General features: G+C 54.3%; 22 protein-coding genes and 1 riboswitch. Of the genes, 7 read left to right on the top strand and 15 right to left on the bottom strand.

Annotation, left to right across the window (positions count from 1 at the left end):
- Positions 1 to 7 precede the first annotated feature (7 nt).
- Together ECL_RS21850 and ECL_RS21845 are read right to left on the bottom strand one after the other, a co-directional pair.
- The gene (locus tag ECL_RS21850) at positions 8 to 1,249 is read right to left on the bottom strand and encodes a multifunctional CCA addition/repair protein (RefSeq protein WP_013098762.1); all 1,242 of its coding nucleotides are present in this window, start codon (positions 1,247 to 1,249) and stop codon (positions 8 to 10) included.
- Positions 1,250 to 1,310: 61 nt separating this feature from the next.
- Positions 1,311 to 1,931 carry a TIGR04211 family SH3 domain-containing protein gene (locus ECL_RS21845; protein WP_013098761.1) on the bottom strand — a complete coding sequence of 207 codons (621 nt, stop codon included), beginning with the start codon at positions 1,929 to 1,931 and terminating at the stop codon, positions 1,311 to 1,313.
- Between the two features lie 238 nt (positions 1,932 to 2,169).
- Between ECL_RS21845 and ECL_RS21840 the strand changes: the two genes are divergently transcribed.
- From ECL_RS21840 to hldE, 3 genes are read left to right on the top strand one after another with little or no spacing between them, the layout of a single operon-like run.
- Complete coding sequence (locus tag ECL_RS21840; RefSeq protein WP_013098760.1) at positions 2,170 to 3,471, top strand: CYTH domain-containing protein; 1,302 nt, start codon at positions 2,170 to 2,172, stop codon at positions 3,469 to 3,471.
- An 18-nt stretch (positions 3,472 to 3,489) separates the two neighbouring features.
- Positions 3,490 to 6,348, top strand: coding sequence for a bifunctional [glutamate--ammonia ligase]-adenylyl-L-tyrosine phosphorylase/[glutamate--ammonia-ligase] adenylyltransferase (gene glnE / locus ECL_RS21835; RefSeq protein WP_109455527.1), 2,859 nt, complete (start codon positions 3,490 to 3,492; stop codon positions 6,346 to 6,348).
- Between the two features lie 40 nt (positions 6,349 to 6,388).
- Positions 6,389 to 7,819: a bifunctional D-glycero-beta-D-manno-heptose-7-phosphate kinase/D-glycero-beta-D-manno-heptose 1-phosphate adenylyltransferase HldE gene (gene hldE / locus ECL_RS21830; RefSeq protein WP_013098758.1), complete on the top strand. Its 1,431-nt coding sequence runs from the start codon at positions 6,389 to 6,391 to the stop codon at positions 7,817 to 7,819.
- Positions 7,820 to 7,893: 74 nt separating this feature from the next.
- On the opposite strand, the gene ubiK is transcribed toward hldE, so the two are convergent.
- Positions 7,894 to 8,190 (bottom strand): ubiquinone biosynthesis accessory factor UbiK, encoded by a 297-nt coding sequence (gene ubiK / locus ECL_RS21825; RefSeq protein WP_013098757.1) that lies wholly within the window; start codon positions 8,188 to 8,190, stop codon positions 7,894 to 7,896.
- 121 nt (positions 8,191 to 8,311) lie between these two features.
- A riboswitch (FMN riboswitch) is annotated at positions 8,312 to 8,462 on the top strand.
- 106 nt (positions 8,463 to 8,568) lie between these two features.
- On the opposite strand from ubiK, the gene ribB reads away from it, so the two are divergent.
- Complete coding sequence (gene ribB, locus ECL_RS21820; protein WP_008502964.1) at positions 8,569 to 9,222, top strand: 3,4-dihydroxy-2-butanone-4-phosphate synthase; 654 nt, start codon at positions 8,569 to 8,571, stop codon at positions 9,220 to 9,222.
- Positions 9,223 to 9,267: 45 nt separating this feature from the next.
- Here ribB and ECL_RS21815 read toward each other — a convergent pair whose 3' ends face one another.
- From ECL_RS21815 to zupT, 9 genes are all read right to left on the bottom strand, one after another.
- Complete coding sequence (locus tag ECL_RS21815; RefSeq protein ID WP_013098756.1) at positions 9,268 to 10,326, bottom strand: type 1 fimbrial protein; 1,059 nt, start codon at positions 10,324 to 10,326, stop codon at positions 9,268 to 9,270.
- The gene (locus ECL_RS21810) at positions 10,310 to 11,065 is read right to left on the bottom strand and encodes a fimbrial biogenesis chaperone (RefSeq protein ID WP_013098755.1); all 756 of its coding nucleotides are present in this window, start codon (positions 11,063 to 11,065) and stop codon (positions 10,310 to 10,312) included. The genes ECL_RS21815 and ECL_RS21810 overlap by 17 nt, the downstream gene beginning before the upstream one ends.
- A 9-nt stretch (positions 11,066 to 11,074) precedes the next feature.
- A complete protein-coding gene (locus ECL_RS21805; protein ID WP_165444165.1) occupies positions 11,075 to 13,510 on the bottom strand; it encodes a fimbria/pilus outer membrane usher protein in 2,436 nt (811 codons plus the stop codon).
- Positions 13,511 to 13,586: 76 nt separating this feature from the next.
- The gene (locus ECL_RS21800) at positions 13,587 to 14,144 is read right to left on the bottom strand and encodes a fimbrial protein (protein ID WP_013098753.1); all 558 of its coding nucleotides are present in this window, start codon (positions 14,142 to 14,144) and stop codon (positions 13,587 to 13,589) included.
- A gap of 214 nt (positions 14,145 to 14,358) precedes the next feature.
- Positions 14,359 to 15,420 (bottom strand): fimbrial protein, encoded by a 1,062-nt coding sequence (locus tag ECL_RS21795; RefSeq protein WP_013098752.1) that lies wholly within the window; start codon positions 15,418 to 15,420, stop codon positions 14,359 to 14,361.
- Between the two features lie 2 nt (positions 15,421 to 15,422).
- Positions 15,423 to 16,157, bottom strand: coding sequence for a fimbrial biogenesis chaperone (locus ECL_RS21790; RefSeq protein ID WP_013098751.1), 735 nt, complete (start codon positions 16,155 to 16,157; stop codon positions 15,423 to 15,425).
- 15 nt (positions 16,158 to 16,172) lie between these two features.
- Positions 16,173 to 18,695: a fimbria/pilus outer membrane usher protein gene (locus ECL_RS21785; RefSeq protein WP_044157590.1), complete on the bottom strand. Its 2,523-nt coding sequence runs from the start codon at positions 18,693 to 18,695 to the stop codon at positions 16,173 to 16,175.
- A gap of 78 nt (positions 18,696 to 18,773) precedes the next feature.
- Positions 18,774 to 19,349, bottom strand: coding sequence for a fimbrial-like protein (locus ECL_RS21780; protein ID WP_013098749.1), 576 nt, complete (start codon positions 19,347 to 19,349; stop codon positions 18,774 to 18,776).
- Positions 19,350 to 19,773: 424 nt separating this feature from the next.
- On the bottom strand, positions 19,774 to 20,547 hold the full coding sequence (gene zupT, locus ECL_RS21775) for a zinc transporter ZupT (protein ID WP_013098748.1): 774 nt from the start codon (positions 20,545 to 20,547) through the stop codon (positions 19,774 to 19,776).
- Positions 20,548 to 20,743: 196 nt separating this feature from the next.
- Between zupT and ygiD the strand changes: the two genes are divergently transcribed.
- The gene (gene ygiD, locus ECL_RS21770) at positions 20,744 to 21,532 is read left to right on the top strand and encodes a 4,5-DOPA-extradiol-dioxygenase (RefSeq protein WP_013098747.1); all 789 of its coding nucleotides are present in this window, start codon (positions 20,744 to 20,746) and stop codon (positions 21,530 to 21,532) included.
- Positions 21,533 to 21,615: 83 nt separating this feature from the next.
- Here ygiD and ECL_RS21765 read toward each other — a convergent pair whose 3' ends face one another.
- From ECL_RS21765 to tolC, 3 genes are all read right to left on the bottom strand, one after another.
- On the bottom strand, positions 21,616 to 22,776 hold the full coding sequence (locus tag ECL_RS21765; protein ID WP_013098746.1) for a glutathionylspermidine synthase family protein: 1,161 nt from the start codon (positions 22,774 to 22,776) through the stop codon (positions 21,616 to 21,618).
- A gap of 2 nt (positions 22,777 to 22,778) precedes the next feature.
- Complete coding sequence (locus ECL_RS21760) at positions 22,779 to 23,444, bottom strand: DUF1190 family protein (protein ID WP_013098745.1); 666 nt, start codon at positions 23,442 to 23,444, stop codon at positions 22,779 to 22,781.
- 190 nt (positions 23,445 to 23,634) lie between these two features.
- Entirely contained in the window at positions 23,635 to 25,101 is a 1,467-nt protein-coding gene (gene tolC, locus ECL_RS21755) for an outer membrane channel protein TolC (protein WP_013098744.1), read from the bottom strand.
- A 203-nt stretch (positions 25,102 to 25,304) separates the two neighbouring features.
- Here tolC and nudF point away from each other — a divergent pair, with 203 nt between their 5' ends.
- Complete coding sequence (gene nudF / locus ECL_RS21750) at positions 25,305 to 25,937, top strand: ADP-ribose diphosphatase (protein ID WP_013098743.1); 633 nt, start codon at positions 25,305 to 25,307, stop codon at positions 25,935 to 25,937.
- Positions 25,934 to 26,356, top strand: coding sequence for a DUF1249 family protein (locus tag ECL_RS21745; RefSeq protein WP_003862516.1), 423 nt, complete (start codon positions 25,934 to 25,936; stop codon positions 26,354 to 26,356). Before nudF ends, ECL_RS21745 begins: the two co-directional genes overlap by 4 nt.
- Positions 26,357 to 26,379 lie beyond the last annotated feature (23 nt).

Genomic DNA, 26,379 nt, shown 5'->3' with positions numbered 1-26,379 from the left:
GCTGCCCTCAGTCTTTTGGCTGAGGGCAATGCTTTTCCTTCCACTCTGATACCGCCTGAATCCGCCGTTTCGTCAGCTCTTCGCGAATTTCCGGGCCTTTAAATCCTGCTTCGACGACCTCTTTGGTTGGCACGGCTTTGGCCACCTCCCACGCGGCGCGCAGCAAGCGCCCCTGCGGATAGTCGCACGCTTCGAACCCGGTGCGCCCGCGCACGTCAGCCTCGCTGGTGTGCGCGATCTGCTCGACGCGCTGGGGTTTACGCCAGGCATCGATGTTATCGAACAGCTTAACGATGGTGGCCGGTTTCAGGATCGGGAAGGTGTGGATAAGGTCGTGGAATTCGGCCACCAGTTTCGCCAGATCGCGGATCTCGTTCGGCACCCGCAGGCGCTGGCACAGCCCCTCGACCAGCTTCACCCCAGCCGGGCCGTGCCCGTGGTGGCGAGGCCAGAATTCTTTTGGTGTTAAGCCTTTACCGAGATCGTGGCACAGCGTCGAGAAGCGCACGTCCACCTCCGGGCTGAGCATGGCCGCCATACTGAGCGTCATCAGGGTGTGCACGCCAGTGTCGATTTCCGGGTGCCATTTCGCCGGGGCGGGTACACCAAACAACGCGTCTATCTCCGGGAACAGCACCTTCAGGGCGCCGCAGTCGCGCAGCACCTGGAAAAAGACCTGTGGATTGCGGGTGGTGAGGGCGTTCTCCGTCTCTTTCCAGACGCGTTCTGGCGTCAGGTGTTCAAGCTCACCCGCCTTGGTCATGGCGGTCATCAGCGCCATCGTCTCATCGGCAATACGGAAACTGAGATGGGCGTAACGTGCGGCAAAGCGCGCCACGCGCAGCACCCGGAGCGGATCTTCCGAAAACGCCGGGGAGACGTGACGTAAAAGACGGTTGCGCAGATCGTCCTGGCCGCCATAAGCATCAACGATCTGGCCGTTCTCGTCCTGCGCCAGCGCGTTGATGGTGAGATCGCGACGCAGGAGATCCTGCTCCAGCGTGACGTCGGGCGCGGCATAGCAAGTGAAGCCAGTATAGCCGGAACCGGATTTACGCTCCGTACGCGCCAGGGCGTACTCTTCCCGGCTTTGCGGATGGAGAAACACGGGAAAATCGCGGCCTACCTGCTGGTAGCCCGCGTTAAGCATCTCTTCGGGGGTGGCGCCTACCACCACCCAGTCTTTATCTTTGACCGGCAGACCTAACAACGCATCACGTACCGCACCACCGACCAGATAACTCTTCACGCCCTACACTCCCGTTTTCTCTTTTGGCAAGATAATACGTAAGTCTGGCAGAGAAGACGAATTAGTTCATCCAGCGGTCTTTACGTTTACGGCTTGGGATCAGGTGTGGCAGAACAAGACCCAGCACCAGGCCGACACCCAGCACGCCGCCGCCATACATAAACCACTGCATGATGATGGTGCGCTGTTTGTCATCGAGCTGCAGATTAGCGGCATTTACCTTCTTCTGCGCCACAATTAGCTCATTTTTCAGTTTCTGGTTCTCTTCTTTCAGACCGTTAATCACGCTGTCGCTCTGCGCGACTTTCTGCTGCATTTCAGCGGTGCGCTGGTTCCAGGTACCGTCAATGTTGTTCAGCTTGTCGGTGAGGGTTTTCACCTGGTTTTCCAGATCCGGCACGCGGGTGCGCAGGCTTGGCACGGTGCTCAGCTCTTTCAGGGGGATCCAGGAGGTACGGCCGGAACTGTCGCGAACCTGACCATAATTGGTCTCGGTGTTGGTCTGTAACAGGGTGACTTCCTCGCCGGCATTTACCGTACCCACGAGGCGATAATTATCTCCGGGGCCGCTACGTACCCAGGTGTTCAGTTCGTCAGAAACGTAACGCTTTTCTTCAGCGTGGACCGCAGTCGCGGCGCTAAAAGCGAGTAAAGTAAGTCCAATCAGGCGTAATTTAAGCATATCAGTCGTTATTTTCATAAATAGTGGAACGATAGTAGTGGCATCAGTGTCTCTACGCAAAGGATTCGTCATCAATCAGAATCATCTGTGTCCCGATCGCCGCCGCTGCAAACTTTTTACGCCCGTCAAATTGCTCATTGCGTGGCAATTTGGCGCAAAATACTATGTACTGACAAACAAATGGCGAGGAAGTTCGCCTTCATCGACGCGTCTGTGACGCACGCAAAAGTACAAGGCTATGGCACAAGAGATCGAATTAAAGTTTATCGTCGAAAAAGACAGCGTTGACGCGCTCCGCCAGCATCTGCAAACGCTGTCCGGCGAACACCATGAACCCGTACAGCTGCTCAATATCTATTACGAAACGCCGGACAACTGGCTGCGTCGTCATGATATGGGCTTGCGCATCCGCGGCGCGAACGGGCGCTACGAGATGACGATGAAAATCGCCGGCCGCGTTGTGGGCGGTTTGCATCAGCGCCCCGAATACAATATCGACATCAATCAGCCAGAACTTGAGCTGGAACGTTTTCCGGCAGAAGTGTGGCCAAACGGCGAACTGCCATCCACCCTGGCAGCTGAGGTGCAGCCGCTGTTCAGCACCGATTTCTGGCGCGAGAAATGGCTGGTAACGGAAGGCAAAAGCCGCATTGAAATCGCCCTTGATTTGGGCGAGGTGAAAGCGGGGGAATACCAGGAGCCAATTTGCGAACTGGAGCTTGAACTGCTGGAAGGCGAGACGAACGATGTGCTGAAGCTGGCGCGTAAGCTAGTGAGTCAGTCAGGCTTGCGTCAGGGCAGCCTTAGCAAAGCCGCCCGCGGCTATCATCTTGCCGCCGGGAATGCGCCACGGGCGCTGAAAGAGACCCCTGTGTTACGCGTAGCCCCAAAAGCCAGCGTTGAGCAGGGCATGGAGGCGGCTCTGGAGCTGGCGCTTTCGCAGTGGCAGTACCACGAAGAGCTCTGGGTGCGTAATGTGAAAAACGCAAAAGCCCACGTCCTGGCCGCCATCGGTCTGGTTCGTCATACTCTGATGCTGTTTGGCGGCATCGTGCCTCGCAAAGCAAGTGCTCACTTACGCGATCTGCTGACGCAAACTGAAACGCTGATGCTCTCTGATGTGTCTGCGCAAACGGCGATCTACAGCCCGCAAACCGCGGCCGCCAAACTGGCGCTGACCGAGTTTCTGGTGACGCGCGGCTGGCGCACTTTCCTGGACGCGAAAGCCCAGACCAAAATCGCAGAAAACTTTAAACGTTTCGCGGATATCCACCTCTCCCGCCATGCCGCAGAGCTGAAAACCACCTTTGCTTATCCGCTGGGTGACCAGTACGGCGACCAGCTGATCCGTCTGACGCGCAACATCGACTGCATGCTACTGCTGTCGGGTGCCTATGATGACGTCAAAACGCAGGCATGGCTGGAAAACTGGCAGGGGCTGAAACATGCCATCGAAACCCGTCAGCATATTGAGATTGAGCATTTCCGCAACGAGGCCATTTCGCAGGAGCCATTCTGGCTGCACAGCGGAAAACGTTAACTCTGGCAAGGAACCCCTATAATGCCGCTTTCTTCGCAGTTACAGCAGCAGTGGCAGACCGTTTGCGAACGTCTGCCTGAGTCATTACCGGCGTCATCGTTAAGCGAGCAGGCAAAGCGCGTGCTCACGTTCAGTGATTTTGTGCAGGAAAGTATTACTGCTAACCCGGACTGGCTGGTGGAGCTTGAAAACGCCCCGCCGCAGGCTGACGAGTGGCGGCATTATGCAGGCTGGCTGCAAAGCGCGCTGGCTGAGGTGGCGGATGAAGCCACGCTGATGCGCGTTTTGCGCCAGTTTCGCCGCCGGGTGATGGTGCGCATTGCCTGGGCGCAGGCGCTTGAGCTGGTCAGCGAAGAGAGCACGCTCCAGCAGTTGAGCGAGCTGGCGCAGACGCTGATTGTCGCTGCGCGAGACTGGCTTTACGCCGCCTGCTGTAAAGAGTGGGGCACGCCGTGCAGCGAGGAAGGGGTTCCTCAGCCGCTGTTGATTCTGGGGATGGGCAAGCTGGGCGGCTGCGAGCTGAACTTCTCCTCCGATATCGACCTGATTTTTGCCTGGCCGGAGAACGGCTCCACGCGCGGAGGCCGTCGTGAACTGGACAATGCCCAGTTCTTCACCCGTCTTGGCCAGCGTCTGATCAAGGCGCTGGATCAGCCGACGCAGGACGGTTTTGTCTATCGCGTGGATATGCGTCTGCGTCCGTTTGGCGACAGCGGCCCGCTGGTGCTGAGCTTTGCGGCGCTGGAAGATTACTACCAGGAGCAGGGGCGCGACTGGGAGCGTTACGCGATGGTCAAAGCGCGGATCATGGGTGACAGCGACGACGCTTACGCCAACGAGCTACGCGCCATGCTGCGCCCGTTTGTGTTCCGTCGCTATATCGACTTCAGCGTGATCCAGTCCCTGCGTAACATGAAAGGGATGATCGCCCGTGAGGTACGCCGTCGTGGGCTGAAAGATAACATTAAGCTCGGCGCGGGTGGCATTCGTGAAATCGAGTTTATTGTCCAGGTCTTCCAGCTTATCCGCGGTGGTCGCGAGCCGTCGCTGCAATCCCGCTCGTTGATCCCGACGCTGTCGGCGATTGAGCAACTCCATCTCCTGCCAGAGGGGGACGCGCAAACCCTGCGTGAGGCATACCTGTTTCTGCGTCGTCTGGAAAACCTGCTGCAAAGCATCAATGACGAGCAAACCCAGACCCTGCCGGGGGATGACCTGAACCGGGCGCGTCTGGCGTGGGGCATGCGCGTGGACGACTGGGCCGCATTGACCGAACGGCTGGAGGCGCATATGGCAGGCGTGCGCCGTATCTTTAACGAGCTGATTGGCGATGATGAAAGCGAATCGCAGGACGATACGCTCTCTGAACACTGGCGTGAACTGTGGCAGGATGCCCTGCAGGAAGATGACACCACGCCCGTGCTGGCGCACCTGAGCGACGACGATCGCCATCGGGTGGTGGCGCTGATCGCCGATTTCCGCCTCGAACTCAACAAGCGTGCCATTGGTCCGCGTGGTCGCCAGGTGCTGGATCACCTGATGCCGCACCTGCTGAGCGATGTCTGTTCCCGTGCCGACGCCCCGGTGCCGCTTTCCCGCATGATGCCGCTGCTGAGCGGCATCATTACGCGTACCACCTATCTTGAACTGCTGAGCGAATTCCCGGGGGCGCTGAAGCACCTGATTACGCTCTGCGCGGCGTCACCGATGGTGGCCAACAAGCTGGCGCGTTACCCGCTGCTGCTGGATGAACTGCTCGATCCTAATACCCTCTATCAGCCGACGGCGACCGATGCCTACCGCGATGAGTTGCGCCAGTATCTGCTACGCGTTCCGGAAGAAGATGAAGAGCAGCAGCTGGAAGCGCTACGCCAGTTCAAACAGGCCCAGATGCTGCGCGTCGCGGCGGCAGATATTGCCGAAACGCTACCGGTGATGAAAGTGAGCGATCACTTAACCTGGCTTGCGGAAGCGATCATCGATGCGGTGGTGCACCAGGCGTGGATCCAGATGGTGGCGCGTTACGGTCAGCCAAAACATCTTGCTGAACGAGAAGGCCGTGGTTTTGCCGTGGTGGGCTACGGCAAGCTCGGCGGGTGGGAGCTGGGATACAGCTCCGATCTGGATTTAATCTTCCTGCACGACTGCCCGGCAGACGTGATGACCGACGGCGAGCGAGAAATTGACGGACGCCAGTTCTATCTGCGTCTGGCCCAGCGCATTATGCACCTGTTCAGCACCCGCACGTCATCGGGGATTCTGTATGAAGTGGATGCCCGTCTGCGCCCGTCCGGCGCGGCTGGCATGCTGGTGACCTCAACGGAATCCTTCGCCGATTATCAGAAAAACGAAGCCTGGACGTGGGAGCATCAGGCGCTGGTGCGCGCCCGCGTGGTGTATGGCGATCCGCAGTTAAAAACGCAGTTTGATGCCATTCGTAAAGCGGTGATGACCACCCCGCGTGAAGGCAGTAAGTTGCAGACCGAAGTGCGCGAAATGCGTGAAAAAATGCGTGCGCATCTGGGCAATAAACACCGCGATCGGTTTGATATTAAAGCCGATGAGGGTGGCATTACCGACATTGAGTTTATCACCCAGTATCTGGTGCTCCTGCACGCGCATGACAAGCCGAAGCTGACCCGCTGGTCTGATAATGTGCGCATTCTGGAGCTGCTTGCGCAAAACGACATCATGGATGAGCAGGAGGCGCAGGCTTTAACCCGCGCCTACACCACGCTGCGCGATGAGTTGCACCACCTCGCCTTGCAGGAACAGCCGGGCCACGTGGCGCTCGACTGCTTTACCCGTGAACGCGACCAGGTGAAAGCGAGCTGGCAGAAGTGGCTGGTGGAACCGTGCGTAACAAAACAAGTGTGATATCATCGCGCGCAAATTGTGAATCTTTCTGGAGTCAGGAATGAAAGTAACACTGCCAGAGTTTGAACGTGCTGGAGTTATGGTTGTCGGCGATGTGATGCTGGATCGCTACTGGTATGGGCCGACCAGCCGTATCTCCCCGGAAGCACCGGTACCGGTCGTTAAGGTCGATACCATTGAAGAGCGTCCTGGCGGCGCGGCAAACGTGGCGATGAACATTGCTTCTCTGGGCGCGCATTCGCGTCTGGTGGGCCTCACCGGTATCGACGATGCGGCGCGCGCGCTGAGCAAGTCGCTGGCGGACGTGAACGTGAAGTGCGATTTCGTTTCTGTTCCGACGCACCCGACCATTACCAAGCTGCGCGTGTTGTCGCGTAACCAGCAGTTGATCCGCCTCGACTTTGAAGAAGGGTTTGAGGGTGTGGATCCTGAGCCGCTGCACGAGCGCATTAATCAGGCGCTGGGCAATATCGGCGCGCTGGTACTGTCTGATTATGCCAAAGGGGCACTGGCAAGCGTACAGCAGATGATCCAGCTGGCGCGTAAAGCCAATGTGCCGGTACTGATCGATCCGAAAGGCACTGACTTTGAGCGCTATCGCGGCGCAACGCTGCTGACGCCTAATCTTTCTGAGTTTGAAGCGGTGGCGGGCAAGTGTAAGTCGGAAGCGGAGATCGTCGAGCGCGGCATGAAGATCATCGCTGACTTCGAGCTGTCTGCACTGCTGGTGACCCGCTCCGAGCAGGGAATGACGCTGCTGCAGCCGGGCAAGGCGCCGCTGCATATGCCAACCCAGGCGCAGGAAGTCTATGACGTGACCGGTGCCGGTGATACGGTGATTGGCGTGCTGGCGGCAACGCTGGCGGCGGGTAACTCCCTCGAAGAAGCGTGCTACTTTGCGAACGCCGCGGCGGGCGTGGTTGTCGGTAAACTCGGGACCTCTACCGTTTCGCCAATCGAACTGGAAAACGCTGTGCGCGGCCGCGCCGATACCGGTTTTGGCGTCATGACGGAAGAAGAGCTGAAAGTGGCCGTTGCCGCCGCGCGTAAACGCGGTGAGAAAGTGGTGATGACCAACGGCGTATTCGACATTCTGCACGCGGGCCATGTCTCTTATCTGGCGAATGCACGCAAGCTGGGCGATCGTCTGATTGTGGCGGTGAACAGCGATGCCTCGACCAAACGTCTGAAGGGCGAAACGCGTCCGGTGAACCCACTGGAGCAGCGTATGATTGTGCTCGGCGCGCTGGAAGCGGTGGACTGGGTTGTGCCGTTTGAAGAAGATACGCCTCAGCGTCTGATTGCAGGCATTCTGCCTGACCTGCTGGTAAAAGGCGGCGATTACAAACCGGAGCAAATTGCGGGCAGCGAAGAGGTCTGGGCCAACGGCGGTGAAGTGATGGTGCTCAACTTTGAGGACGGGTGTTCAACCACCAACATCATCAAAAAGATCCAGAAAGACAGTCAGTAAAAAACGGGCCAGTTGGCCCGTTATTTCACCCTCTCCCCGTGGGAGAGGGCTGGGGTGAGGGCATCAGGCCGCACTTAGGCCTGGTCATCCACCGGCGGTATCGCTGGTGCCGGCTTCACTTCTTCCGGGGTATTGCGGTTTTCCAGCTCGGTAAGACGCTGTTCCAGCAGCGCCAGCTTTTCACGGGTGCGCAGCAGAACCTGTGTCTGCACGTCAAACTCTTCGCGGCTCACTAAATCAAGGCGAACCAACTGCGCCTGCAGCGTCTGGCGGATTTTCTTCTCAACGTCATCACCAAATTCACGAATACCTTTTGGCATGGACTCATGAACCTGACGCGCAATTTGCTCAATTTTCTTCGGGTCAATCATAGTGGCTTCCCTTGATAAGACGGTGTTGATGAACATTGTAGCGCGTCATGCTCCAGGATAAAGCAGATTTGTTTGAAGCTTATGCATTGCCCAGGTTAATCAATAGCGTTATAGTTATCTCGCTTATTCTCAGGGCGGGGCGAAATTCCCCACCGGCGGTAAATCAGCGTCATGCTGAAAGCCCGCGAGCGCTTTGGGTGAACTCTCAAAGGTCAGCAGATCCGGTGTAATTCCGGGGCCGACGGTTAAAGTCCGGATGGGAGAGAGTAACGATCCAGTCGGGCATGGGCCCGCTCACGTTATCTTTTTGCCGCTTATACGGCGCTCCTAAGACTGCCCTGATTCTGGTAACCATAATGTTAATGAGGTTTTTTTACCATGAATCAGACGCTACTTTCCTCTTTTGGCACTTCAACTCAACGTGTTGAACATGCACTGGATGCCCTGCGCGAAGGCCGCGGCGTGATGGTGCTTGACGATGAAAACCGTGAAAACGAAGGCGACATGATTTTCGCCGCCGAAAACATGACCGTTGAGCAGATGGCACTGACCATCCGTCACGGCAGCGGCATCGTATGCCTGTGTATTACCGAAGACCGCCGTAAGCAGCTCGAGCTGCCGATGATGGTCGAAAACAACACCAGCGCCTTTGGTACCGGCTTTACCGTGACCATCGAAGCCGCGCATGGTGTGACTACCGGTGTCTCCGCGGCTGACCGTCTGACTACTGTCCGTGCAGCAATTGCCGATGACGCCAAGCCATCCGACCTGCACCGTCCTGGCCACGTCTTCCCGCTGCGTGCGCAGGCGGGCGGTGTGCTGACCCGTGGTGGCCACACTGAAGCGACCATCGATCTGGTGACGCTGGCAGGCTTCAAACCTGCGGGCGTACTGTGTGAACTGACCAACGATGACGGCACCATGGCGCGCGCACCAGAGTGCATTACCTTTGCACGCCTGCACAACATGCCGGTCGTGACAATTGAAGATCTGATCGAGTACCGTCAGGCGCACGAGCGCAAAGCCAGCTGAACGGTGCACGAATGAAAAAGCCGGGGAAACCCGGCTTTTTTGTCTCTAGTGGTAGTTAATTTTAAACAGCACGACCGTTTCAAAAGGGCCAGAATCGATACCCTTTCCCTCTGCACGTGAAAGCTCAGCGGTGTACGTGGTCTCGAAATGCAGCACCGAACCGGTAAAATCAGCGTACTCGTCATACTGATTGAAGGTGTAGGGCTGTGTGCCGTTAAGAATGCGCAGCTTCAGGCCATTACCAATCAGCAACGCCGTATCACTGGCCGTCAGCTCGCTATCGGTATAGAACGACGAGTCGATCTTAAATCCGTCTGAACACTGCGCATCCTGTACTTTACTGGTTTTAACCGAGAACGTTCGCGTACGCGTGCCCTGATTGACGATGTCACGTGCGCTGAAGGTGCCAAAGTCGATCTCCTGATTTTCAGGGTAAATACTGAACGTCGCTCCGCAGTCCAGTACCCTGATGTTTTCCAGCCCGTTAATGTGGTATTTGAGGTTTTTGGCATCAGGAAGCGCATTTACGCCGCCTTTGCCGTCAAACTGCACGACGATGTAATCACCAAGCGTGCTGACGTAGCCCTGAGGCGGTATCGCTTTGAGCTTAACATACAGCCTGAAGCGTGCCGCAAAGGTTCGTGAGGTATGTACATCCCACGCATTCCCCGAACAGATGTATTTCTCCCAGCCCATTGCTTTTAACTGTTCGGCCGTGTATTTGCTCAGGCTGTTGTTGTCCAGACACTGACGGGTATCCACGCCGTAGGTTTGCCCGATGGCATCGTAATCTGCACCCTCGTAGGTTACACCGAGCTCGTAGTAAGGATCCGACACCGACGGATAAGGGTTCACCCAGGCGAAGACGTCTTCGTTCTCATGATTTGACGCGGTATTTCTGTCGCAATACACGGGGATTTTGATATCGCTGGATTCCCAAATCTTTTGCCCAACCCTGGCTGTGCTGGGGATTGAGAATTCTGACACCGTTTTGGTTTGCTCCACCGGGCCATTTTGTGTGCCAAGGTAGCAGTTCAGCGCCAGCGCCTGCTTAAGGGGGCACATCACCAGCATTAAAAGGAAAAGCTTAGCGAGATGTCGCATTTTGCCCTACCTTGCGCGGCGTTAGCGTGCATGGTGTTGACCCGGTACAGGTTAAATTGACCTTGCGTAGCGCACCATAATCATCAATATAACCTATGCTGTAGCCCGTTCCTTCTGTTTCACTTAGCGTCAGCGTACTGGTCGCAAACGGGCTAATCATCAGACTGTCGAAGCCTGGCATCATGGTTTTTCCGTTATTGCTCAGCCATGCCAGCGTAATGAAATAGGGCGTTGGGTTTTTCAGGCGCATGGTTTTGCCCGACAGCGTCACCGACAGCTGCATCTCCGTCTCTTCACCTGCTTTTTTACGAATGCTTTCCGGCCGCCAGAACAACTTTATGCGGCTCTGCATAGCCACCTGCATGACGCTGCGCTCCTCTTTCAGGCTCCCGCTTTTGGGCGGCACTTCACGCAGATTGAAATAAAACAGCGTTTCCCGATCCTCCGGCAGCTGTTGCGTCGCGGCCTGTTTCACGATCCGCACCTGTGACGAGGCGCCGGGTTCAATGCGCTGAATAGGCGGCAGGACCATAAAATGGGTGTCCTCTTTGCGCCCGTCCCGATCCTCCACCCAGGCGAGGGCAAGGTAGGGAAGCGATTTGCTCTGGTTTTCAATGGTCAGGCTGCTGGCTTTATCGCTTTCGGCAAAGACGATGCGCGTCCTGTCCAGGTTAATTGCCGCCTGCGAGACGCCGGAGCCACAAAACAGGAGTGCTGCTAAATAAACGTATGATTTCATAGTGATAAGTTACTGGCAGGGCAGCATCAGCTGCGTGGTGTTGTCGAGAGAGGCTGGCAGGGAGAAATGACACTGCTGATCGTCTCCCCAGGTGACGATAAAGTGCTGTTCAGCTTTTACCGCCCCCAGCCAGATATGTCCGTCCTGGGCGATAATGCCCACCTCTTTGCCTGAATCCTGCTCACGCACCTGGGCGCCGAGAGGCGGCGTGCCGCTGGCGGTACGCACGATCCCGGCAACATCCTGACCCTGACGGGAGGCAATCAGCCGATAACCGATTGCACCCTCGGTCCAGGTGGAGCGAATGACGTGGTTATCGACATCGACACCCTCTGGCAGGTTATTCAGATTGACCTGTACGCTGGCGGGCATATAGCTCGAAAAGGCGGGCAGGACGCCAATACCAAACATGTTGGTGGCATCGCGGGACATATTCAGCGGTATATTGCCGATCCCTTCCGTGCTGACCATCACACGCGGTTCGTTGCCGTAGCTCCGGCGATGAAGCGACGCCCCGTGGGCGGTTGCGGTAAACGAGCCGTTCCAGCTCGCGCTGACGGAACGGTAGTCATGGGCTTTGTAGCTTCCGGACAGGTTCAGATCTCCCGTCCCGGCATAGTGCTGATAATTTGCGCTGACTTGCGCCCCGGCGTCAGTTTTTTCGCTCTCGGTACCAGCGGATATACCCCAGGTATTGTTACTGTCTGAAGAGTCATACCAGGAGAGCGTTTGACGCGTCGTGTCGCTGTTTCTCAGATCGTAATTGAGGCGATGATCCGGATCGAGGGGGATGCTTAAAGAGAAGTAAACCTGCGTGTCATCGCCTTGATCCTGATAATGTGTTTTGCTCCATGAGGCCGTCACGCCAAGATTTTTCCAGCGACCAAGGTCGAAGTTGTATCCTGCCGTGAGTGTGCCGGTGGTGGAGGGGGCTCTGTCCCACCAGGTCTGGCGCAGCATACCAAGGTAAAGGTTTAGCGACAGGGCGGGAATGTACTGGCTGGCAGTGATGCTCAGCGTCTGTTTTTCCGTTTCCGCGTGATCCCGGTCTTTTTCAAGAAAGCGGGCATAGCTGAGAAAGCGGCTGTCGGAGTAGCGGTAGCTGGCAAGCGTGAGCTGACTCCCGGTGGTATCGAAACGCTTGCTGTAGTTGATGCGGTAACTGTATCCCGTCTGCTTTGCTTCTCCCTCGTGCTGGCTGCTGGCCTGGGTGACATCAAATGACAGCGCGCCCAGCATATCCATGTTCTGCCCGATACCAGCCGCCAGCGCGCGGTAATCATTACCGCTGTTCAGGATCCCACCGTACAGGGAGGTCCGGGACAGTACGCCCCAGGAGAATTCGCTGCTTAAAAAGGCCTCGTTTTCGACCTGATGCGAGCTGTCCTGACGGGGTTTACCGCCCGCCAGCTTATAGCGAACCTGGCCTTTTCGCGTCAGGAAAGGCACAGAAGCAGCAGAAACCTGAAAGGTGCTGGTATGACCGTCTTCTTCGGCGACGGTGACGTCCAACGTTCCCTGTACGGACTGGTTGATATCCTGGATGACGAAAGGGCCCGGTGGGACTTTGGTTTGATAGATAATTCTGTCCGCCTGGCTGACGGTCACGGTGGCATTCGTCTGAGCAATACCAGAAATTTGTGGCGCGTAGCCGCGCAGAGACCAGGGAAGCATACGCTCGTCGCTGATAAGTGAGGCTCCGGTGTAGGAAAATCCGTCGAAAATATCCGACTGAAAATCTGACTCACCCAGCGTGAACTTTGAGCCGAGTGCAGGCAGAGGGCGAAAAAGGTAGGCGCGAGAAAGGCGGCCGTCGCTCTGCGACCTCCCATCCGTACGGTTAAGGGCGTACTGATAATCTCCCCGCAGTCGCCAGGCGCCCAGGTTGGCGCCAGCGGTCCCGTAGGTATTGACGTTATCGCTGCTTGACCCCTCATCTGGCTGATAGCGGCTGGCAAACAGATTGTAATCCAGCAGCACGCCTGAAACACCGTTGTCCCAGGTCGCGGGCGGCATCCAGTTGGTGGAACGGTACTGTAGCCAGGCCTGAGGTAGGGTGACTTCCAGCGTTTGCGTCGCCTGAATAAACTCGAAACGAACCTGCGGCAGCGGGGAAAAGTCGACACAGCCCGCGTTAACCGTCAGCATGCTGCGGTACTTATCGTCCAGACCAAAAGTGTCCGCCAGATCGGACGGAATGCAGACTTCCGTTGTATCGTCTTTTTTATACCAGGCTAACTGCCAGCCATTAGCGAGTGGCGTATTATTAATTGCAACGGTAACGAAATAATGACCCGGCGCAACGTGGTTCTTATCTTTGAACTGGGATAAATCAACATTGCCGCGCTGATCTTTATCGATAGCGTTAATATTAAATTCAACGGCGGCCAGTGGAAGAGGCGTAAGAAAGCCAGCAATGATGATCGAAAATGCACTGTATTTCATCATTCAGCTCTCAAATAAAATTACGGCAATGGCTGGCAAATATATTGCCAGCCGAAATATAATTAACGGTATGGGCTTATTTATACAACAGGATGTAATTCGCGGTAGATTCGACCTGGCCTGCCGTTGCTGTTTTACCATCGACCACTTCCATCTGCGCTTTGAAGTGCAGCGTCTGGGTCGCTGAACCCGCAGAAAGATCGACAGTTTGAGCCGTACCAAGCGTGATAGGGGACTCTGCATTATCCAGCAGACGAACGCCCACGTTCTGCGCGCCGCCCGCATAGGTGTTGCTCATCAGGCTGGTATCGGTTGCGTCGGTAGCGGTGCTGCTGAAGGTTACGTCCACTTTGGTGACGGGTGTTGCGGTTTCATCTGCAGCGTCAAGCTGGCAGTTTTCCAGGTTGATATCAACCGGTACCGCCGTGGATTTTTTATTCACATTCATCACCGCCGTGGTGAACTGGCCAAGTTCAATCTCTTTATCAATACTGTCTGGTGCAATATTGCATGGTGCGTCAATAATAATGCCCTTAAAGGTGATTTTACCGGAGCCCTGATCGCTTGCCAGTGCATTGCCAGAGATAAAAGAGCCTAAAGCAACCGCCAAAAGTGTTTTTGAAATATTTCGCATGAAATATCCTTGTTATGAATAATATTTAAGAGATATTGATGTTTGAGGCGGTTGTATTCTAAAACTAATTGTAACAATGCGTGATTAAAAAATAATTAAAGACTCTTTAAGTTTGCGTTTATTAATTATTGAAGTGAATGGCTTACATAGAAAAAAGAGGGCGAGGGGCTAAATAAGCAGACCAACAGGAGATGCTGGTCTGCTTTTTGATCAATTATTGATAATTGATTTTGACAATAATGTCTTTACTGAATGGTCCAGGAATAACGGCTTCACCAGGTTTACGGGTTAGCTCCGCCGTATAGTCATGCGTCAGCGTCGTCTCCGTATCATCAGGGTGATAGGTTGCAAAAGGAAGATACTGGTTGTACGTCACATCGCCATTGGTTTTATCAATGAGACGCATGAGTAAACCATTTCCCATGTCCAGATGCGTATTATCGTAGAGCGTATCGGTGGTGTAAAAGCTGGTCGTCACGTCAAATTGTTCTGAACAGCCAGCAGTGGCATCCCGGATTGTCGAAATGCTAAACGGTGAGGTGACGGCGTTGGCGTTGACTGCGCTCTCCGTAAACTGGCCAAAATTCACGATCTGATTTTCAGGGTAGATCCGGATATCCACACCGCAGTCCAGGAAGTGAATATTTGACAGCCCGGTAATGTCGTAATGCAGGTTTTTTGCTTTTGGAAGCGTGTTGATTCCGCCTGAACCGTCAAACGTCAGTACGGTGACGGAGGGAAAGGTATAGTCAAACTGCTCTTTTGGTATCGCTTTTAGCTTCACGTAGAGACGAAAGCGCACGCTAAATGTGATGTTTTTCTGAATTGTGACGCCATTGCAGGCTGCTTCCTTGTAGTCACCCCACTTATCATCCTGCTTATCAAGGCAGGCTCCCGTATCAATTTTGATATCGGGGATGTCATAGTCAATACCGTTATAGGTTACGCCAAACGCCAGATAGGGATTGTTGGTCATCAGGCTATCGGTGTTATGAAAACTGTCCAGGATATAGGCATAAACGTGTTCACTCCAGGGATCCTGCGAGACAGGTTTTGTACTGTCGCGGGTGGCGTGATCGCAATATACCGTCACCAGCAAATCGCCGCTTTCCCAAATTTTTTGTCCGGCTGGGGCGTTGGCTGGGACCGTGAACGTCGGGAGCGTTGTTGTGACCAGACTTTGACCGCCCAATGAATCTTTGTAACAGTCCATCGCCCATGCGGAGGATGAGAACAAACATAAAAGGGCAATCACCACGAGATATATTTTTTTCATCATTATCCCTTATTCACCGGTTTGCTCTGGCAGGCAGGTTGCACCGCGTTACAACTCACCTTAAACATTTCCAGACCGCCATAATCGCTGATATACCCGACTTGAAATTCAGCGGGCAGCTTAGCCAGTGACTGGCTGGCCTGACCAAACGGCTCAATCATTACGCTCTCTGCGCCCGGCAATAAGGTTTTACCGTTCAGTCCGATATAGCCCACGGTGATGTAATAGGGGCTGCTGTTTTTAAACTGCAGCGTACCCGAGGCGCGGGATATAACCACTTTATCCAGCGGAACAAACTGGCCCTCCTTAAGCTCAATGGCTTTTGGCCGCCAGAACAGTTTAAGGCGGCTTTGCATGGCGATTTGCATCACGTTCTTCTGCTCGGCTTTGGGTGGGATCTCCCGCATGTTGTAATAAAACAGCGACTCGCGATCGGCTGGAAGTCGGCTGAGGTTTTGCTGCGCCATCAGGCGAACCTGCGCCTGTTCCTCCGGCTCGATACGCAGCAGTGGCGGAACAGGAGAGATAAACTCGCGCGTTTTTTTACCCGCTTTATCCTCAATCCACGACTGAGCCAGATAAGGATCGGTTTTACTCTGGTTTATCAGTCTGACCGACACGCTTTTTGCGGAGGCGTTGAAAATGATGCGTGTTCTGTCGGGCGATACGGTGGCCCAGGCAAAGCTGCACGTGCCAAGGAAACAGATAAGTCCTTTTGAAATCATCGTGATGTTCATTTTATTCATCCTGAATTAATGCACTGTTTTACAAGGTAAAAATATAGCGTCACCGTTAAGGTTACTTTGGTTCGGCGGCGTGATTTCACACGCTTTGTCAGACCAGGTGAGACGTAACGTACTGTTTTCCTGAATCCCGCTGAGATAAACGAACCCTTCTTCGGCAACCAGACCGACCTCTTTACCCGTAGCGCTGTCGACGATACTGACGCCCAAAGGAGGGAACTGACCGTTTTCTTGTCGAATAATGCCGACAATCTGGTAGCCCGTGGTGGCGTTCAGCTTGCTGTAACCAATGGCACCTTCCGTCAGCGTGGTGCGAATAACGGAGGTTGCTATATCCACGCCATCAGGCAGCGTGTTGCTGTTAACGCGCACCGTGGAGGTGGTGTAGTTGCTGAGTGAGGGGACGACAGCAATACCGAATGCGTTAGTGCGCGTGCGCGAACTGTTGACCTCAATTCCGTCAACGCCATCGGCATCGATCATCATGCGGGCGTTATTGGCCGGGCTGTAATCATGCAGGGCTACGCCATACCGCGTGGCGGTGATCGAGCCGTTCCAGCCCGCGCTGATCGAACGGTATTGATTGGGCTGAACGCTTCCTGAAAGATTCAGGCGTCCATAAGGAGAATAGTGCTGGTATCCGCCGCGCAATGACGGTTCGCCTTCGCGCAAATCGTCTTCCGTCGTAGAGGCCGAGAGATTCCACGTATTGTTGCGATCGGAGGCGTCATAGTAAGAAGCCATATGAGACGCGCTGTCGCCGCCTGAACGCTGGTAGCTGTACATAATGCTACGATTTTGCTCCAGCGGGAGGGTGAAGGCGAAATAGACCTGGTTTTCGTCGCTGTCATCCCAGCTCACGCGGCTTAGCGCCAGCGATGCGGATAAACCTCTTAAGTTGCCGATATCAAAATTGCGGCTCAGCGAAAAGGAGTAGTTTGTGTTGCTGCTGTTGTCCCAGTAGGTGTTACGGGTGACGTTGAGATAGGTATTTAATGCCAGCGAATCAAGGTACTGGTTGAAGGAGATAACGTAACTCTCTTTTTCGTTTGTCGTTGAGGTATCTCCGTCCCGGGAGGCGAGATATTCACTCATTGAGACATATTCTTTATCCGAGAATCGATAACCTGCGAAGGTGATTTGGCTGCCGGTCGCCTCAAAACGTTTTGCGTAGTTGGCGCGATAGCTGTACCCACGCTGTGTCTCATTTTTTCCCTGATGGAGCGTGGCCTCGGCGCCCGTCACATCAAAAGAGATCGAGCCGAACGAATCCAGGTTGAAGCCGATACCGGTGGTCATGGCCTGATAATCATCCGCCGTCAGCAGGGTGCCGCCATACAGTGACACATCACTCAGCCAGCCCCACGAGAGTTCACCTGTCCAGAAAAGCGGGTTATTGATGTCGTTATGGCCCGTAGCGGTGGGCTTACCGATGGATGTTTTATAGCGCACCTGGCCTTTTCGGGTCAGGAAGGGGATTGAGGATGAACCCACCTGGAAGGTGGTTTTGCGTCCATCTTCCTCTTCGACCACCACATCCAGCTGTCCCTGGTAGGTTTCACCCAGGTCAGAAATGGTGAACGGGCCCGGCGCGACGGTTGTTTGATAAAGAACGCGGCCAGACTGGGAGACGGTCACTTTGGCATTGGTCTGCGCGATGCCGTTAATTTGTGGTGCATAACCTTGTAAATCAGGCGGCAGCATACTTTCATCACTTTCCAGTGAGGCACCGGTAAAGTGGAAGGTATCAAAAATATCTGAGCTTAAATCATATTGCCCCAGCGTCACTTTTGATGACAGCGAAGGGATAGGGCGGTAGAGATAGGTTCGTGCCAGACTGCTGTCGCTGCCTGTAGACTCACCGTGACGAAAGTTTTGGTTATACTGATAATCTGAACGCAGACGCCACGCGCCGAGGTTAAACCCGAGCGTGCCGTAGGCGCTGATATTCTGGCTGTCGTCGCCCCCGTACGGATCGTACTGGCTGGCATAGAGATTATAATCAAGTAAAACACCCGCAATGCCTTCATCCCAATATTCCGGCGGCGTCCAGTTCTTCGCCTGATATTTCATCCATGCCTGGGGAACGGTGACAGAAAGCACCATCGTCCCTTTATTAAGGGAAAAGCCCAGTTCCGGAACAGCCGAAAGATCAAGGCAACGTCCGTCCTGAGAATAATGGAGCCGCGAAATAAAATCGGTGCTCAGTCCGAAAGCGGATAACTGCCCGGCATTCACGCAAATTTGCGAACCGCTTTCGTTTTCCGTTGCGATCCACTCCATTGTTGCGGATTGAGGCAACGTGTTTTTATTGACCTGAATGCGGACGAGATAGATACCCGGTGCGATGTGGCCTTTTTTCTCAAACTGGGAAATATCAATATTACTTCGGTCTTCAACGTCAATCATATCTGTGTTGAATTCAACCGCGGAGACAGGCAACACGAATAAAGCTGAGTAAAGTGTGACACTCAGCGAATACTTTATAAAAGCAGAGAGGCGGGAGAGTTGATGCGCTGAGTGTTTTAGCATAAATCCGTTTCGCTTTTAAAAAGAAGGCATAAAAGCCGATGAGTCCTTCATCGGCTACGTTTTCAGACGGCAATCAAATTACTTGTATTCAAGGATATAGTTCGCCTGGGCCTGAACGTTACCCGGGGTAGCCTGGCTGCCAGCTACCGGTTCCATGCGGGCTTTGAAGTTCAGTTCCTGATAGGCATTTGTGGTAGGGAATGACACTTCAATCGGCGTACCCAGCGTGACTTTATTGCTGCCGCTATCCAGCAAGCGAACGCCCACACCTGTTGCACCGCCGATGTTGCCGTCAAGCGTGTTTTTCATCAGGCTGGTGTCGGTCGAATCGGTACTTGCGGAGGCAAAGGTGACCTTCACTTTGTCGATCGTGGTGGTGGTTTGTCCGGTGGTAGAAGAGAGAATGCAATCCTGCAGGTGGATATTCACGTCAACCGGCAGCGAGTTTTTACCGCTGTTCAGCACGCTATCCGCGACTTCTCCTAATTCAATCGTCTGATTTTCATCTCCCGGGGTGATAGAGCAAGGCGCACTGATAACTTCACCGGTGAACGTGATCTTCCCCGAGCCCTGGTTATCTGCTGCCATAGCAGTAAATGACAGACCAGAAAGCAATGCAGTTGTCGCAACTGCCAGAATAGTCTTGTTAAACATGAAGATATAATCCTTTATCTAGGAATGGATGGCGCAATAATTTTAATGAATTAATATTGCAACACTTTTATTTCATTAAAGCGGTCGAAATATACCAGTCGCAATATGGTTCATCTCGTGAGCATTTCTAAATGGGGGATTTAGAGACTATTAATAAATCATTTGAAGTTATAAATGGGAAAAATGCTGTTACTCAACAGCCAGAATACTCGGTTTAAATAGTGATTGACATCAATCTTTTGAGTTTTTTTAAATACACGAAGCGGTAATTATTTTACGGGGAATAGTTATAAATAATATTTCTTAAGTGAATTCTATGCCGATTAGAAAGTATGGTGCCGGACTTTATATCATTAATACTGATAGTTGGTATTCACTGACATTAAAAGAAATTGCGCTCCCTCAAATAAGGAAGCGCAACCGTTCAGCCAATACCCGCCGTTTGTAACAACACCAGGCTTAATCCCATTACAGACATTCCGCACAACACCCCATAACTCGGATTGTTGTTAGGATCGATCTCTTTCGCCAGCGGCATCAGTTCATCAACCGACAGCGCCACCATAATCCCCGCAACCGCGGCCATAATGGCGGCCATCACCACCGGTGAAACCAGGCTTCCCAGTATCAGCCACGCCAGTACGCCCCCGAGAATTTCCGCCATTCCCGATATCCCGGCCCAGAACACGGCGGTGCGTTTTGATCCCGTGGCGGCATAAACCGGTCCGGCAACGGCCAGCCCTTCAGGAATATTGTGTAAGGCCACCGCCAGGGCGATACCCAGACCCATCTCCAGGTTGCTGCTGGCGGTGACATAGGTCGCGACACCCTCCGGGAAGTTGTGCAGGCTGATGCCGAGCGTCAGGAGGATGGCAGTACGTTTAATCTTTTGCGGCACCGGCGCGACGCTTTTTTGCATCAAATCCTGCGGATGTGCATGGGGCAGCATGCGATCGAGCGCAAAATAGCCCAACAGACCAAACACAAACATGCCGTAACCCAGTACCGGAGACATGCCTTCTGTGCCCAGTGCGGCAGGCAGCATCTCCATCAGAGAGATGAGCAGCATAATGCCGGCAGCAAATCCCAGTGAAAAGGCCAGCACGCGGTTAGACGGCTTTTGACCAAGCACACCGAGGATCGCACCGATAAAGGTGGCGGCACCCGCCAGGATGGTCAGGATCAAGGGGACGGACATGCAATGCTCCTTGTGATAATGATTCTCATTAATACTAATAATTCACGTTGGCCAAAGCGAGAGGGGAACCTCTGTTTTACATATTCCTTACATTCAAATTTCCTGATGATGATCTTCACGCTTATCTGCGTTCATCTTCATCGTGTTAAGCGTAATGTAGCACCATCAAATTGACACCTTCTGTAAGGATATCGCCATGACTTCTTCACGTATGCCAGCACTGTTTTTAGGCCACGGTAGCCCAATGAACGTTCTGGAAGACAACGTCTACACCCGCACATGGCGTCACCTGGGCGAGACGTTGCCGCGTCCGAAGGCGATTGTGGTGGTGTCTGCACATTGGTTCACCCGTGGCACTGGCGTAACTGCCATGGAGGCGCCAAAAACAATCCATGATTTTGGCGGTTTCCCGCAGGCGTTGTACGACACGCATTATCCGGCCCCCGGCTCGCCCGAGCTGGCACAGAAGCTGGTGGATTTGCTGGCACCTGTCCCGGTCGCGCTGGATAAAGAGGCCTGGGGCTTTGACCACGGCTCATGGGGCGTGCTGATAAAAATGTACCCGGACGCCGACATCCCGATGGTGCAGTTGAGTATCGACAGTACTAAACCGGCAGCCTGGCACATGGAGATGGGCCGCAAGCTGGCTACGCTTCGTGATGAAGGCATTATGCTGGTGGCAAGCGGTAACGTGGTACACAACCTGCGTACGGCGCGCTGGCACGGTGAAAATACACCTTACCCATGGGCAACGTCCTTTAACGATTACGTTAAAGACAATCTGACCTGGCAAGGCCCGGTTGAGCAGCATCCGCTGGTGAACTATCTGGATCACGAAGGCGGTTCGCTCTCTAACCCAACGCCGGAACACTTCCTGCCGCTGCTGTACGTTCTTGGCGCGTGGGATGGCCAGGAACCGGTGATGATCCCGGTCGACGGTATTGAGATGGGGAGTTTGAGTATGCTGTCGGTGCAGGTGGGGTAAAAAACATGCCGGGTGGCGGCTTCGCCTTACCGGGCCTACATCTCGCGTGTAGGCCCGGTAAGCGTAGCGCCACCGGGCAAGCCTTATTCGACGAAGATGTGCGGATAGAACCGTGACAGATCCTGCGTGATCAGCGCGCGATCTTCGCGGATGCCAATCCCGGCTGGCTGATCGTTGATGAGCCAGCTGCCAATCAGCGTATAGCTGTCGCCAAATTTCGGCAGCTGATAAAATGCCTGGACGATCATTCCTTCTTCGCCGTAAGGCCCTTCAACCGCTTCCAGCGTTTTACCGTTTTCGATAATGGAGACGTTTGCCCCCTCGCGGGAGAAAATTGGCTTCACGACATATTTTTCCATTTGCGGATAATCATCTTCCGCAAAGTATGCCGGCAGCAGGTTCGGGTGGTTCGGGAACATTTCCCACAGCATCGGCAGCAGGGCTTTGTTGGAGATGATGCTCTTCCACGCTGGTTCCAGCCAGCGCACGCCAGCGTCTTCCAGCTTGGTGGAGAACATCTCACGCAGCATATATTCCCACGGGTAGAGCTTGAACAGGTTACTGATCACCTGATCCTGCAGGTCAGTAAACTGACCTTTCTCGCCCAGACCGATATCCTCTATATAGAGAAACTCGGTGGCGACTTCCGCTTCGGCAGCACAATCCTGCAGATACTGAACCGTTCCACGATCTTCTTCCGTGTCACGGCAGCAGGCGAGATGCAGCAGGTTGAAACCGTGCTGTTCACGCAGCTCGGCGAAACGCTCAATCAACTTTTCCTGCAGGCTATTGAACTGGTCGCTCTCTTCCGGCAGGTTTCCGGCGTTCATCTGGTCTTCCAGCCAGATCCACTGGAAGAAGGCCGCTTCATACAGAGAGGTTGGCGTATCGGCGTTATTTTCAAGAAGCTTAGGTTCACCCACGCCATCCCACGCCAGATCAAGGCGAGAATAGAGCGAGGGCTGGCTGGTTTTCCACGACTGGCGCACAAAGCCCCAGGTGTGCTTCGGAATGCGGAATTTAGCCATCAGCTCGTCGCTGTCGATCACTTTCTCGACAGCCTTCAGGCACATCTGATGGAGCTCTGCCGTCACCGCCTCCAGTTTTTCCACCTGGGCGAGCGTCAGTTTGTAATAAGCGTCTTCACACCAGTACGGCTCGCCATACATGGTGTGGAAGTTAAAACCGTATTCGGTCGCTTTTTCGCGCCAGTCCGGGCGCTCGGTGATACTGACTCGTTCCATGATCAGCCGCCCATTGAGCGAGTAGACGTGCCCGTCGCGCTGCGCTGCATGCTGGTCTGTTTCGCCACAGATTCACCGAACCCGCCGCGGGTGATGGTGCTGGTGGTAGCCGGTTTCGGAGCCATCGCCGTTTTCGGTACGGTCACGGTGCGGCCAGGCGTTGCTGCGCCATAGCCTTTGCCGCTGGCATCGGTGTATTGGCCGTAGGCCGGGCTGGCCGGGTTTTTCGAGCTAAACAGCGGCTGCTGCTGGTAACCCGCCCCGCCGCCCATCAGGCGGCCCATCATATAGCCGGCCATCAGTGGCATCCAGAAGCTGCCGCTGGACTGAGCCTGCGCCTGATTTTCTGGCGCCGTTCCCGCCTGAGCCGGTGTCTGCTGACACTGGCCTTCACCGAACTCTGCCACGCAGTCTTCGCGTGTGGCATATTTCGGTGCGGTACGTTCCGCTTCTTTCAGGGCGTTGTTATAGGCGGTCTTACATTCTGCCGCGTTACCGGTTGCGGCTGAGCAGTCTTCCGCATTTTGATACAGAGAGACCGTTTCATCGCTTTTCTCACAGCCTGCCAGCATAAAGACAGCGGTAACCGCCAGCGCAACAGGGGTGAGGTGACGCGCGTTCCAGCTTTTGCGGAACGAAGCGTGATTTATGGATTTTGTCCGTTTCATATTTGTCTTCCAGGACCCAGTGGTTATAACGCTCAGGATAGAGGATGAGTGGTTGAAAATGAAGCGAAGAGGGTCGGAATCAGGGGGATCTTTACGTTGGCTTACGTTCGGATGTGATTCAGATGCTCCCTCTCCCTGTGGGAGAGGGCTGGGGTGAGGGCATCAGGCCGCAGTGGGCGTGATGACACTCTTAGTTACGGAACGGATTGCTGCCGGTGTTGGTACGCGCAGCGGCTGGCTGTGCAGCAGGGGCGTTGCTGTTAGCGTTGAAGTTATCAACCGCAGCAACCTGCTCCGGATTCTCCGGTGCCACGCTGTCCGGCGAGGTTGAGACCGGTTTACCCAGCGCATTGTTCAGCGCCAGCAGGTCCTGCTCGTTCAGCGTACCCAGCGCCTGCTTGATGTTCAGCTGGTTAATCAGGTACTGGTAACGTGCACTGGAGAGCTGCTGTTTCGCGTTATACAGCGTGGTGGTCGCGTCCAGCACGTCAACAATGGTACGGGTACCGACGGAGTAACCAGCTTCCATTGCATCCAGGGAGCTTTGGGCAGACACAACGGCCTGTTTATACGCGTTGATGCTGCTGATAGAAGCGTTCACGTTGTTGAACGACGAACGCACGGTCTGCACCACGTTGCGGTGGGCGCTTTCCAACTGCTCGCTTGCGCCAACAAAGTTGTACTGCGCCTGTTTCACCTGAGAATTCACCAAACCGCCCTGATACAGCGGCAGTGAGAAGCTCAGGCCGACTTTGTTCTGGCCCTGGTTGCTGTCGTCATACTGGGCGGTGTTGGTTTTAGAACCGCTGTAGCTGGTATCAGACACGCCGGTGGAGGCGCTCAGGCTCAGGGTTGGCAGGTGGCCATCCTGCGCCTGACGAATCTGCTCGCGGGCCAGGTCCTGGCTCAGACGCGCCTGCAGTAAGGTCAGGTTGCGGTTTTCCGCTTCTTTCAGCAGGGCATTCACCGCCTGCGGCTTATCGGTCTTGAAGTTATCTACGTTCAGGGAAGCCAGTTCTGGATAGTAATTACCGGTGACCTGACGCAGAGATTCCAGCGCGTTGTCGAGGTTGTTACGCGCGGTCACTTCGTTGGCCAGTACGCTGTCGTACTGTGAACGGGCGTTCTGCACGTCAGTGATGGCGACCAGGCCCACGTTGAAACGCTGGGTGGTTTGATCTAACTGACGGTAAATTGCCTGTTTCTGCGCTTCAGTATAGGAGAGCGAGTCAATCGCGCTCAGCACGTTGAAGTACGCAGTCGCCGTGTTCAGGATCAGCGTTTGCTGGTCGGTCTGATAGGTCACATCCTGGATACCCGCGCTCTTTTCCTGCAGGGTCAGTGCGCGCCATTTGGACATATCAAACAGCGTCTGTGTTAATTGCAGTGAGGCGCTGGTAGCATTGGAGTTAACGCCGTTAGCGTCGCGGAAACCGTTGCTGTAGGTATAATCTGCACCTAAACCTAACTGCGGCAGCAGTGGGCTACGCGCTTCGTTAATCTTTTCAAACGCAGCATCACGATCGGCCGCTGATTTACGTAAATCAGGGTTGCCCAGACGTGCCTGCTGGTAGACCTGTAACAGGTTTTCCGCCTGGCTCATTGCACTGAAGCCCGTCAGGCTCAGGCCGATAAGGATGGGGAGCAATTTCTTCATTTGCATTCCTTGTTGTGAAGCAGTATTAGCGCTGATCTAATTAAAAATAATTGCCGATTCTAACAGAATCATCCACACCAAAAGGTTGGCGTAATGTGCCATGTGGCGTTAATTTGCACCAATCTACCATATAGCCTTGCAAACGGCAGCCAAACAGCCTTGAAATTCATAATTTCATCACCATTGCTACCAGGACTCGACTCATGCAAAAACCAGATAAGTTGCCCGTGACATTCGCCAAAAACGATGTAGAAATTATTGCACGAGAAACGCTTTATAGCGGTTTTTTTTCAATGGAACTTTACCGTTTCAGGCATCGCCTGTTTAACGGAGAGATGAGCGGCGAAATCAGGCGCGAAATTTTTGAGCGCGGGCATGCAGCAGTCTTGCTACCCTTTGACCCAGTGCGTGATGAAGTCGTACTGGTTGAGCAGATTCGCATTGCGGCGTATGACGTCAGTGAAAGCCCGTGGTTGCTGGAGATGGTCGCCGGCATGATCGAAGAGGGCGAGTCGGTTGAAGACGTTGCCCGCCGCGAGGCGCTGGAAGAGGCGGGGCTGATCGTTGGCCGCACAAAACCGGTGCTCAGCTATCTGGCCAGTCCGGGAGGGACCAGCGAGCGCTTGTCCATCATGGTGGGCGAAGTGGACGCCACGACCGCGGATGGGATCCACGGTCTGGCAGATGAAAACGAAGATATTCGGGTTCATGTGGTGAGTCGGGAGCAGGCTTACCAGTGGGTAGAAGAGGGGAAAATCGACAACGCAGCGTCTGTCATCGCCCTGCAATGGCTGCAACTGCATTATCAGACATTACGAAACGAGTGGAAAAAATGAAGCGTTATACACCTGACTTCCCAGAAATGATGCGCCTGTGCGAAACCAATTTCGCACAATTGCGCCGCCTGCTGCCGAGAAACGACGCACCCGGCGAAACGGTAAGCTATCAGGTGAGCAACGCGCAGTATCGATTAACGATAACAGAATCAACGCGCTACACTACGCTGGTGGAAATCGAACAAACGGCACCCAGCATTAGCTACTGGAGCCTGCCGTCAATGACGGTGCGGCTCTACCACGACGCGATGGTCGCTGAAGTGTGTTCAAGTCAGCAGATCTTTCGTTTTAAAGCGCGGTATGATTACCCGAATAAAAAGTTGCATCAACGCGACGAAAAGCATCAAATTAACCAGTTTTTAGCCGACTGGCTAAGATATTGTTTAGCACATGGAGCAATGGCGATTCCGGTTTGTTAGCGTCATAAACCTACCTAAGGACA

This window comes from Enterobacter cloacae subsp. cloacae ATCC 13047 (genome assembly GCF_000025565.1).
GTDB classification, from domain to species: Bacteria; Pseudomonadota; Gammaproteobacteria; order Enterobacterales; family Enterobacteriaceae; genus Enterobacter; species Enterobacter cloacae.
Note: the sequence above shows the minus strand (reverse complement) of the source record. Positions and strands in the feature narration are given on the sequence as shown.